Origin of the sequence: Cohnella sp., assembly GCF_041641335.1 — a bacterium.
GTDB lineage: Bacteria > Bacillota > Bacilli > Paenibacillales > Paenibacillaceae > Cohnella.
In genome coordinates this window covers 1-8779 of sequence record NZ_JBEPYQ010000158.1, presented here as the reverse complement: position 1 = coordinate 8779, position 8779 = coordinate 1, and the positions used below count along the sequence as shown (strand labels likewise).

8 protein-coding genes and 1 tRNA gene are annotated in these 8779 nt (G+C 55.4%); all 9 read left to right on the top strand.

The window, feature by feature from the left end:
- Positions 1-314: 314 nt before the first annotated feature.
- The 9 genes from ACESLM_RS29850 (at position 315) to ACESLM_RS29810 (ending at position 8688) form a co-directional block, all read left to right on the top strand.
- On the top strand, positions 315-1547 hold the full coding sequence (locus tag ACESLM_RS29850) for a putative glycoside hydrolase (RefSeq protein ID WP_372638248.1): 1233 nt from the start codon (positions 315-317) through the stop codon (positions 1545-1547).
- Positions 1548-1699: 152 nt separating this feature from the next.
- A complete protein-coding gene (guaB, locus tag ACESLM_RS29845; protein WP_372638245.1) occupies positions 1700-3157 on the top strand; it encodes an IMP dehydrogenase in 1458 nt (485 codons plus the stop codon).
- Between the two features lie 129 nt (positions 3158-3286).
- Complete coding sequence (locus ACESLM_RS29840) at positions 3287-4624, top strand: D-alanyl-D-alanine carboxypeptidase family protein (protein WP_372638242.1); 1338 nt, start codon at positions 3287-3289, stop codon at positions 4622-4624.
- Positions 4625-4697: 73 nt separating this feature from the next.
- Positions 4698-5582 carry a pyridoxal 5'-phosphate synthase lyase subunit PdxS gene (pdxS, locus tag ACESLM_RS29835; RefSeq protein ID WP_233163366.1) on the top strand — a complete coding sequence of 295 codons (885 nt, stop codon included), beginning with the start codon at positions 4698-4700 and terminating at the stop codon, positions 5580-5582.
- Between the two features lie 105 nt (positions 5583-5687).
- A complete protein-coding gene (pdxT, locus tag ACESLM_RS29830; protein ID WP_372638239.1) occupies positions 5688-6263 on the top strand; it encodes a pyridoxal 5'-phosphate synthase glutaminase subunit PdxT in 576 nt (191 codons plus the stop codon).
- A gap of 3 nt (positions 6264-6266) precedes the next feature.
- Positions 6267-7553, top strand: a complete 1287-nt coding sequence (serS, locus tag ACESLM_RS29825) for a serine--tRNA ligase (protein WP_372638237.1) — start codon at positions 6267-6269, stop codon at positions 7551-7553.
- 76 nt (positions 7554-7629) lie between these two features.
- Positions 7630-7718: transfer RNA gene (locus ACESLM_RS29820), tRNA-Ser, on the top strand.
- Between the two features lie 455 nt (positions 7719-8173).
- Positions 8174-8521 carry a baseplate J/gp47 family protein gene (locus ACESLM_RS29815; RefSeq protein ID WP_372638234.1) on the top strand — a complete coding sequence of 116 codons (348 nt, stop codon included), beginning with the start codon at positions 8174-8176 and terminating at the stop codon, positions 8519-8521.
- A gap of 14 nt (positions 8522-8535) precedes the next feature.
- A complete protein-coding gene (locus tag ACESLM_RS29810; RefSeq protein WP_372638232.1) occupies positions 8536-8688 on the top strand; it encodes a hypothetical protein in 153 nt (50 codons plus the stop codon).
- Positions 8689-8779 lie beyond the last annotated feature (91 nt).

Below are 8779 nucleotides of genomic sequence, written 5' to 3'. Positions count from 1 at the left end.
CAATGTGTGGAGCTGACGAGTACTAATCGGTCGAGGGCTTATCCTAACGAATGACACGATCAAGCAAGATACTTCACCTTCTTCTTCGCTCCACTTTGGTTCGCATCCAGTTTTCAAGGCGTAAGCCCAGGGCACCTTTAATCGGAGGTGTCTTTTTGCATGCTTCGGAAAGTATACAATGCGCTATCCGCCATTCTCCCCAATCCGCTCCACCTGATGCAGAATCCACCTGATCTCCCATAAACTCAGACGAACGACGCTTCCTTCGATTGCAAACAATACCGACACTTAAACCTTTCGGGGAGGTGTCGGTAATGCCTGCTCGCCCGCCCATTTTGCTCCGCATCGTTCTTTTGTCCATTGCGTTCGTTAGCCTTTACTCGGGCTGTTCCGCCGAATCGTCGACTCCGTCGACGACCCACGATCTTCGCAGACTGGAGAAGAGCCTGCAGCAGGTCTCCGAGAAGCCCGTCAACGACTTGCGGCTGAAACGCAATTCAAGCGTTAAAGCCTCCGCCCCGTCTAAGCCTTCAAACTTGAAAGTTCCGTCCCAAGCGGTACGGGCCATCTACGTAACTTCATATGTCGCGAACGGCAGCAGGATGAACGAACTGATCGACCTGGTTAACCGCACCGAACTGAACGCTATGGTGTTGGACGTTAACAGCGGCATTGCCCTCACGGTGCCCGGACGCGCGGGAGGCAAGAACGGGACGGTCAAGCCGATCCCGTCTGCGCGCAAGTCCGCTGAGCATTACAGGGAGGTTATCCGTAAGCTCAAGCGTCAGAACGTGTATCTTATCGCAAGAGTCGTGACCTTCAAAAATCCGGAGCTGGCTAAAGCGGTTCCGAATTGGGCCATCAAGCGGAAAAACGGAACGAGTTGGACGGACAGGAACGGAACGCCATGGGTCGACCCGTACAAACAAGCGAGCTGGGAGTACCCGATCGCGTTGGCGGAGTATGCGGCGACTCTGGGTTTTGACGAGGTGCAGTTCGATTATGTGCGTTTTCCCGAAAATGGGGTAAAGGTGGATAGGGAGGTCAAATACGCCAACACGCAAGGTTGGAGCAAAGATGAGGCGATCGCCGCATTTCTCCGTAGAGCGAGATCAAGGCTGCACAAAGTCGGCGTTCCGATCTCGGCGGACGTCTTCGGAATGGTCGGCTCGTCGTACGACGACATGGGCATCGGCCAGAAGTGGAAAGCCATTGCGCCGGAAGTGGACGTCATCTCGCCGATGGTGTATCCGTCGCACTATTCGGAAGGAATATGGTCGATCGCTTACCCGGATCTGTCGCCGGGACCGATCGTGAAGCACGCGCTGTCGGACGCCGCGAACCATAATCGGAAGCTGAACGGCAAAGGGATCGCAACGGCGAAGATCCGGCCCTGGCTGCAAAGCTTCACCGCCAGCTGGATTCATCCGCATCAGAAGTACGGAGCGGCGCAGATTCGCGAGCAGATCGCGGCCGCCCGCAAAGAGGGCATTCATTCCTATATGCTGTGGAACTCTTCCTGCAAGTATCCCGAATTCAAGACGTAGCACCCAGTGCACAAGGCGGAAAAATGCTGATTTGGTGCGGTTTTCCACGCTTTCGAATGTGCTTGACAGCCCATGACGCCTCTGCTAAGATTGACGATAATCAATCGGAGACAATAGCCGGAGAAGCAACCGGCAATAGGGGGTAACCAGCTGTGTGGCAAAATAAATTCGCCAAAGAAGGACTTACATTCGACGACGTACTGCTCGTTCCGCGGAAATCTTCCATCCTTCCTCGGGACGTCGACGTATCGACCGTGCTTAGTCCTTCGGTAAAGCTTAATATTCCGTTGATCAGCGCGGGGATGGATACGGTCACGGAATCGGCTTTGGCGATCGCAATCGCCCGGGAGGGCGGCATTGGCATTATCCATAAGAACATGTCGGTAGCTCAGCAAGCCGAAGAGGTGGATCGGGTAAAGCGTTCGGAGAGCGGGGTTATTACGAATCCATTCTCCTTGACGCCGGAGCATCACGTCTATGACGCCGAAGAGCTGATGGGCAAGTACCGGATTTCCGGCGTTCCAATCGTGGACGCGGACAGCAAATTGGTCGGTATCCTCACCAACCGCGACTTGCGCTTCGTGCATGATTATTCCATTAAGATCAAAGAAGTTATGACGCAAGAGGATTTGGTCACGGCTCCTGTCGGAACGACGCTGCAGCAAGCGGAAGGCATTCTCCAGCGCCATAAGATCGAGAAGCTGCCTCTTGTGGACGAATCCAATACGCTTAAAGGCCTTATTACGATTAAAGATATCGAGAAAGCCATTCAATTCCCCAACGCAGCGAAAGACCATCACGGCCGGTTGCTCGTCGGAGCTGCCGTCGGCGTATCCAAGGATACGTTCGAGCGGGCCGAGGCGTTGGTGCAATCGGGGGTCGATGCTCTCGTCGTCGATTCGGCGCACGGGCACCACATCGACATCGTGGCGATGGTTCGCAAGCTGCGGGAGAAATATCCGGACCTCACCCTTATCGCAGGGAACGTCGCGACGGGCGAAGCGACCCGCGATCTGATCGAAGCCGGAGCTTCCGCCGTGAAGGTCGGCATCGGGCCTGGATCGATCTGTACGACGCGCATTATTGCCGGCATCGGGGTTCCGCAGATCACGGCCGTCTACGATTGCGCGACCGTTGCGCGCGAGTATAACGTACCGATCATTGCCGACGGAGGCATCAAGTATTCCGGCGAGATCACCAAGGCGATCGCCGCGGGCGCAAGCTGCGTCATGCTGGGAAGCCTGTTCGCGGGTACGGAAGAAAGCCCGGGCGAGTCGGAAATTTACCAAGGCCGCCGGTACAAATCCTATCGCGGCATGGGCTCGATCGGCGCGATGAAGGAAGGCAGCAAGGACCGGTACTTCCAGGAGAACGAGAGCAAGCTCGTTCCGGAGGGCATCGAAGGCCGCGTGGCTTACAAAGGTCCTCTGAAGGATATTATTCATCAACTGCTCGGCGGTCTGCGTTCGGGTATGGGCTACTGCGGAACGGCTACGATCGAAGAGTTGAAGAACGACACGCAATTCGTTCGGATTACGGGTGCGGGACTTCGCGAGAGCCACCCGCATGACGTGCAAATCACGAAAGAAGCGCCTAACTATTCCATGTAACTCCGCAATGGAGCCAGAGAGAATATGGAAGCCGAAGGGACAGGATTTATCCGGCCTTCGGCTTTTTCCTTTGAAGCGCCTATGTTACAATAGGAAAGGTATTTTATTATCGAAAAAGGGGAGAATGCGTTGAATCGCCATCATCAATTGTCGTTGTCTCTAGCATTCCTGTCGAAGCGGTTCGTCGCCGCTGTCGTACTTGCAAGTTTTGTGCTGCTGTTCGGGTTTTCCTCCTTCGCCTCGGCGGACGAGCTTCCTGCCGCTCCCCAATTGGAAGCCGAAGCCGCGATTTTAATGGATGCGGAGAGCGGACAAATTCTGTTCCAGCACAATGCGGACGAAGCCAGACCTCCCGCGAGCATGGCTAAAATGATGACGGAGTATCTCGTATCGATGGCCGTCAAGCAAGGTAAGCTATCCTGGGATGATAAGGTCACCATAGGAGAAAACGCGGCTAAACAAATCGGCAGCCGAATTCTTTTAGCCGAAGGCGATCAACATACGATTAGAGAATTATACATCGCACTGGCGGTTTATTCCGCTAACGACGCAACGGTGCAGTTGGCCGAAGAAGTTGCCGGGTCCGAAGAAGAATTCGCCAAGCTTATGAACCAGACCGCGGTCGAGTTCGGCATGACGAAATCCCACTTTATCAACTCCACGGGCTTGGACCGTGCCGATATGCCGGAGAAATTCCGTCCGACTACCGTTGATGGCGAAACGACAATGTCAGCCAGAGATGCAGCCCTTCTGGCTTACCGGATTATTAAGGACGATCCTGAATTCCTGGAGACGTCCAAACTTCAAGAGTACAAATTCCGGGAACGCGACAAGACGCCGATGAAAAACTGGAACTGGATGCTGGGCTCCAACAAGGATAATCCGACGCTGCGCAAATTCGCCTACGAAGGCGTAGACGGACTAAAAACGGGACATACCAGTAGGGCGGGCCAGAATTTCACGGGTACCGCGCTTCGCGACGGTACGCGTCTGATCGCTGTCGTCATGGGCGCTCCAGGGAAAATGGAGCAAGGCAAGCGGTTTTTAGAGACCGCCAAGCTGTTCGATTACGGCTTCAAAGGTTTTGAGAAGAAAACGATTGTCGAAGCGAAAGCTTCCGTACCCGAACACGAAACGTTGAAGATCAAGAAAGGGAAGTCGACTACCGTATCTGTCGTTACGGCAACCGATCTCACCGTTCTTATTCCGAAAGGCGTCGTCGTCGAGCCTGTCGTGCAGGAGGTCAAGCCTGTCGAGGATCCCCTCGTTGCTCCGATCGCGCAAGGCGACAAAGTCGGTACGGTTACTTATAAGTACAAAGATCCATCCACGCAAGAAGAGAAGACGTTTACGATCGATTTGATCGCGTCGGAAGAAGTGAATAAGGCGAGCTGGTGGAGACTGCTGTTCCGGGCGATCGGCAACTTCTTCTCCGGTCTGTTCCAAGGAATCGTGGATCTTTTCTAAATTCCGACTTAAATGGTTGCCTATTACACCTTCTTCATGTAAAATTTATGTTTAGAATCTTCGGGAGGCATGAATCATGGAAACGGGAACTTCGAGAGTTAAACGCGGCATGGCCGAAATGCAAAAAGGCGGCGTCATCATGGACGTCATGAGCGCCGAGCAAGCTAAAATCGCCGAAGCGGCGGGTGCAACGGCAGTTATGGCGCTGGAACGCGTGCCGTCCGACATTCGCGCGGCGGGCGGAGTCGCTCGCATGGCGAATCCGGAGCTCGTGGAGCAAGTCATGAAGGTCGTTAGCATTCCGGTTATGGCGAAAGCCAGAATCGGGCATTATGTTGAAGCGAAGGTGTTGGAATCGTTAGGCGTCGACTACATCGACGAGAGCGAAGTGCTCACTCCGGCGGACGAAGTGTTCCACATCGACAAGACCCAATTCACCATTCCGTTCGTATGCGGAGCCAAAGACTTGGGAGAAGCTCTGCGCCGCATTCAGGAAGGCGCCTCGATGCTTCGCACGAAGGGCGAACCGGGAACGGGCAACATCGTCGAAGCCGTTCGTCATATGCGGATCATCACGGGTCAAGTTCGGAGAATCCAGAACCTGTCCAAGGATGAGCTGTACCATGAGGCGAAAGTGTTGGGCGTCAACTACGAGCTGCTGCTGAGCGTTCACGAATCCGGTCGTCTGCCGGTCGTCAACTTCGCCGCAGGCGGCGTAGCGACCCCATCCGATGCGGCGCTTATGATGCACCTCGGCGCGGACGGCGTATTCGTCGGTTCCGGTATTTTCAAATCCGAGAGCCCGGAGAAATTTGCTCGCGCGATCGTCGAAGCGACGACGCATTATGAAGATTACGCCCTGATCGCACGCGTATCCAAGGATCTGGGCGAGGCGATGAGAGGAATCGAGATTTCCAAGCTTCCAGCGTCCGAACGGATGCAGGATCGCGGACTGTAAGATCGGCTCATCGAGCGGCTTCCATACGGACCAGCAGCGCTGGGGCCGGAGGGGGCCGCTTTAAGATTATTATATAATCATTAGCGCACGGAAGAAGGATAAGCGATGAACATCGGAGTATTGGCATTGCAAGGAGCGGTAGCGGAGCACATCCGCAGCATTGAGCTTGCTGGAGGCCGAGGCGTCGCCGTCAAGCGTGTCGAGCAGCTTGCGGAGATCGACGGGCTGATCATTCCCGGAGGGGAGAGCACGACGATCGGCAAACTCATGCGCAAGTATCGCTTTATCGAAGCCATCCAGGATTACGCGGCGCAAGGCAAGCCCGTCTTCGGCACCTGCGCGGGACTTATCGTGCTGGCGGAGCGGCTGGAGGGCGATGAAGAGCCGCATTTGCGTCTGATGGACATGACGGTTGCCCGCAATGCGTTCGGTCGCCAGCGGGAGAGCTTCGAGACGGATCTGGACGTGAGAGGCATCGACACGCCTCTGAGAGCGGTCTTCATTCGGGCTCCTCTCATTAAAGAAGTCGGCGAGAAGGTCGAAGTATTGTCGGTATATCAGGGCGAGATCGTCACCGCAAGACAAGGGAACCTATTGGCCTCCTCTTACCATCCCGAGCTGACCGATGATTATAGACTCCATGAACTATTCATTCGCATGGCCCAGGAAAGGGGACAATAACCCATGTTGGACGTCAAGTTGCTTCGCAACGATTACGAGAAAGTGGCGCAGGCGCTTCGCAATCGCAACGCTTCTCTGGAACTGATCGCGGACTTCCCGAAGCTGGACGTGAGCCGCAGAGAGAAGCTGACGGAGAGCGAGCAGCTCAAAAACCGCCGCAATGTCGTATCCCAAGAAGTGGCGAAGCTGAAAAAAAACCGCGAGAACGCGGACGACTTGATCGCGGAGATGCGGACCGTAAGCGACCGAATCAAGCTGCTGGACGAAGAGGTACGCGAGATCGAGGCGGAGATGGACAAGCTGCTGCTGGCCATCCCGAACGTTCCGCACGAGAGCGTTCCCGTTGGCGCATCCGAAGAAGACAACGTCGAGCTGCGGCGGGTGGGCGAGCCGACGGCATTTAACTTCGAGACCAAGCCGCACTGGGAGCTTGGAACGGAGCTTGGCATTCTCGATTTTGAGGCTGCCTCCAAGGTGACCGGATCGCGGTTCGTGTTCTACAAAGGTCTAGGAGCGCGTCTGGAACGGGCTCTGATCAATTTCATGATGGACCTTCATGCGGATAAGCATGGCTATGAGGAAATTCTGCCTCCATATATCGTTAATCGGGACAGCTTGGTCGGGACGTCTCAGCTTCCGAAATTTTCGGAGGACCTGTTCAAGATCGAGGGGACCGACTATTTCCTCATCCCGACAGCGGAGGTTCCGGTGACGAACTTCCATCGCGAAGAGATTTTGTCGGCGGACGACTTGCCGAAGGCGTTCGTCGCTTTCAGCGGCTGCTTCCGCTCCGAGGCGGGCGCTTCCGGCCGCGATACGCGCGGGTTGATTCGCCAACACCAGTTCAACAAGGTAGAGCTCGTCCAGCTTGTGGCGCCGGACAAGTCGTACGAGGTGCTCGAACAGTTGACCGGACACGCGGAGAAAGTACTGCAGCTGCTGGAGCTCCCTTACCGGACGCTTGCGCTCTGCACAGGAGATATGGGCTTCGGTTCGGCTAAGACTTACGATCTGGAAGTGTGGCTGCCGAGCGCAGGCACGTACAGGGAAATTTCCTCGTGTACGAACTTCGAGGACTTCCAGTCGCGCAGAGCGGGCATCCGCTATCGTCCGGAAACCGGTGCGAAGCCGGAATTCGTCCATACGTTGAACGGTTCCGGTCTGGCGCTCGGACGGACGGTCGCGGCGATTATCGAAAATTACCAGCAAGCCGACGGCACGATTAAAGTGCCGGAAGCGCTCAAGCCTTACATGGGCGGTCTGGAAGTTATTGCTCCTCGAAGGGCTTGATGCGCCCGACGCAGGTGTGATATGATGATTTGGCAGTATCGGTCGAACCTTCGCGGGGGAGTCGTCTGCCAATCGTGGAGAGATACCGAAGCGGTCATAACGGGGCGGTCTTGAAAACCGTTAGGGTGCAAGCCCACGTGGGTTCGAATCCCACTCTCTCCGCCATAAGCAAAAAACAGCCCGATTCCTGAGAAGGAATCGGTTTTTTGCGTAATGGCGGATGTGGGATTCGAACGGGCCGTAAAGCGGACATGCCAAAAGGCATGTTCGTAGGCCCCGGCGTGATAGTCGCGATTGTTGTGGTCGTACGATGAGTACGGCCGCGGCAGCGACGGAGCGAATCCCACTCTCTCCGCCATAAGCAAAAAACAGCCCGATTCCTGAGAAGGAATCGGTTTTTTGCGTAATGGCGGATGTGGGATTCGAACGGGCCGTAAAGCGGACATGCCATAAGGCATGTTCGTAGGCCCCGGCGTGATAGTCGCGATTTGTTGTGGTCGTACGATGAGTACGGCCGCTTGCCGAATAAGCCTGCCGCACGGGCATAGCTCATTTTCCGCCTTAAGCTTCGAATAAGATAGCGCCAAGAGGCCAAGCTAATGGAAGTGGAGGTGCTTAAGATGCCAAGCAACGATGAACTCGCCGTACCGCAAGACGATCTGGTGGAAGCGTGGAAGAGAACGCTGCCCGAACGGCTCGCGCCCGGAGATACGGCCGACGTATATGCGGATGGAGCCGACCCGCACGCTTTTCATGTGCATATTAAGACGGCGGGCCGACAGATGATGGAATTCGATTTCGCCGTTCAATACGTCGATAGCAGGGAAATCGACATTCAGCTGAAGGACGTGGAGAAGGACGGCCAGACGGTCGACGAAAGCCCCGAGCACATTCAGGAGCTGATCGGCGACTACCGCCGACACTTGCACGAGACCGCGCAAGCTTTACATCATTTTACCCATACGTAGAAGGGGCGAGGAAGATGGCGGACAAAAACCTGCGCAACGTCGTGAAGGATCTGGAGAACAATCCGGTCAATTCGCACCAGGCTCAGCAGAATCAACAGAAGAAAAACGACCGAAGGCATCAGGACGCGCTCAATCACGATAAGACGCCCGACCTGGAACATCTATAACGAGAAGAGGAGTCGATAGCGCCATGAGCAAACCGAAGTCGCAATCCGTGCCTCAACCCGACGAGAAGCACGGCCCTCGGCATTCCGTAGT

Bases quoted from the DNA above. Each gene is read 5' to 3' on its own strand.
- ACESLM_RS29850 (WP_372638248.1), top strand. From the start codon at position 315: ATGCCTGCTCGCCCGCCCATTTTGCTCCGCATCGTTCTTTTGTCCATT.
- pdxT (WP_372638239.1), top strand. From the start codon at position 5,688: ATGAACATCGGAGTATTGGCATTGCAAGGAGCGGTAGCGGAGCACATC.
- serS (WP_372638237.1), top strand. From the start codon at position 6,267: ATGTTGGACGTCAAGTTGCTTCGCAACGATTACGAGAAAGTGGCGCAG.
- ACESLM_RS29815 (WP_372638234.1), top strand. From the start codon at position 8,174: ATGCCAAGCAACGATGAACTCGCCGTACCGCAAGACGATCTGGTGGAA.
- ACESLM_RS29810 (WP_372638232.1), top strand. From the start codon at position 8,536: ATGGCGGACAAAAACCTGCGCAACGTCGTGAAGGATCTGGAGAACAAT.